Origin of the sequence: Streptomyces alkaliphilus (assembly GCF_014141535.1) — a bacterium.
Classification (GTDB): Bacteria; Actinomycetota; Actinomycetes; order Streptomycetales; family Streptomycetaceae; genus Streptomyces; species Streptomyces alkaliphilus.
Map to the genome: position 1 here is coordinate 1 of NZ_VKHT01000983.1, position 1850 is coordinate 1850.

Here is a 1850-nt window from a genome sequence, read left to right on the forward strand (position 1 = left end):
CTCCTGCCCCGGCTGGTCCCCGCCGGCGAGGCCGCCGGCACCACCCGCTCCGGCCTCCCCGTGCCGGCCGGGATCCCGGTGGCGGCCGGCACCGGCGACAACATGGCCGGCGCCCTGGGGCTGGGGCTGGAGCCGGGCCGCCCGGCACTCAGCCTGGGGACCTCCGGCACCGTCTACGCCGTCACCTCACGCCGACCGGTGGACCCCACCGGCACCGTGGCGGGGTTCGCCGACGCGGGCCGGGACTGGCTCCCGCTGGCCTGCACCCTCAACTGCACTCTCGCCGTCGACCGGATCGCCGGCCTGCTGGGATTGGACCGCGAGGCCGTGGAGCCGTCCGCCGCCGGGGCGGGTCCCGTGGTGCTGCCCTTCCTGGACGGCGAGCGCACCCCGGACCTGCCGCTGGCCTCCGGCCTGCTGTACGGGTTGCGTCACGACACCACCGGCGGACAGGTCCTCCAGGCCGCCTACGACGGCGCCGTCTACGCCCTGCTCCGCGCGCTGGACCTGGTCCTGGACGGGGAGGACGGGGCCCGGGGGGACACCGCCGAGCCGATCCTGTTGCTCGGCGGCGGGGCCAGGGGCACCGCGTGGCGTGAAACGGTCCGTCGACTGTCCGGGCGGCCGGTCCGGGTGCCCCGGGCTGAGGAGCTGGTGGCCCTGGGCGCGGCGGCGCAGGCCGCCGGCCTGCTGCAGGGTCGGGACGCCGCCGCGGTGGCCCGCGACTGGAACACCGCCGAGGGCCCGTCCTGGCCGGCCGTCGAGCGGGACGAGGCCGCCACCGCGCGGATCGCGGCGGTGTTGGAGAGCTCCGACAGTCTGCTGCGACGGTCCTGAGACGAAGCGAGCCGGACGAAAACCAAGGGGGCCCGGGGAGCCGGGACCCGACGGACAAGAGGAAACCGGAACAGGAGGTGGGACGGTGGTCCAGCCCGTGCCGCAGACCCAGGCCGAACTGCGTCTGCGCAACCTCTCGCGGGTGCTCCACCTCCTGGCCGACGACGGCCCGCTCTCCCGGGCGGAGGTGGCCGCCCGCACGGGGCTGACCCGGGCGGCCATCTCCAGCCTGGTGGACGAACTGCTGCGGGCCGGGTTGGTGATGGAGAGCTCCCGCGACAGGTCGGGCTCGGTCGGGCGCCCGGGTACCGCGCTGGAGCCCGCCGACCACGGCCCCTGCGGCATCGGGGCGGAGATCGGCGTGGACCACCTGGCGGTCTGCGCCATGGACCTGCGCGGCGGGGTGCGCGTACGGCTGGACTCACCGATGACCGCCGGGGACACCCGTCCCGACCGGGTCCTGGCGGCCCTGGCGGCCATGTTGGGGGACCTCGCGGAGGAATGCGAGGGGTTGGGGTTGCGGCCGGCCGGGGTGACACTCGCCGTTCCCGGCCTCGTGGCCCGGGACTCCACCACCGTCGTACGGGCACCCAACCTCGGCTGGGAGGAAGTGGATCCCGCCCCTCTGCTGCCGACCGGCCACGGCCCCCTGCGGGTGGAGAACGAGGCGAACCTGGGCGCCGTCGCCGAACGGGCCGCCGCCCCGGCCGGGACGGGGCGGGACCTGCTGTACGTCTCCGCCGGGATCGGCATCGGCGCGGCCGTCCTGGTCGACGGCGAGCTCCTGCGCGGGGCCCGTGGTTTCGCCGGCGAGTTGGGACACGTCCCCGTCTCCCCGGACGGGCCCCCCTGCCGCTGCGGCAGCACCGGGTGCGCCGAGACGTTGGCGGGTGAGGAGGCGGTCCTGCGGGCGGCCGGCACCGACCCGGGCGAAGGGCCGCGCGCCCCACTGTTGGCGGAGGTGCGGGCGCGTTGCGAGGGGGGTGACGAGCGGGCCCTGGCCGCCGTCGACC

General features: G+C 76.9%; 2 protein-coding genes. Both read left to right on the top strand.

What is annotated here, in order from left to right; genetic code table 11:
* Positions 1 to 837, top strand: an 837-nt coding sequence (locus tag FNQ90_RS21725) for an FGGY-family carbohydrate kinase (protein WP_267133087.1), incomplete at its 5' end; no start/stop codon positions are given.
* A 97-nt stretch (positions 838 to 934) separates the two neighbouring features.
* A partial coding sequence (locus FNQ90_RS21730) for an ROK family transcriptional regulator (protein ID WP_407699414.1) occupies positions 935 to 1850 on the top strand: 916 nt, incomplete at its 3' end.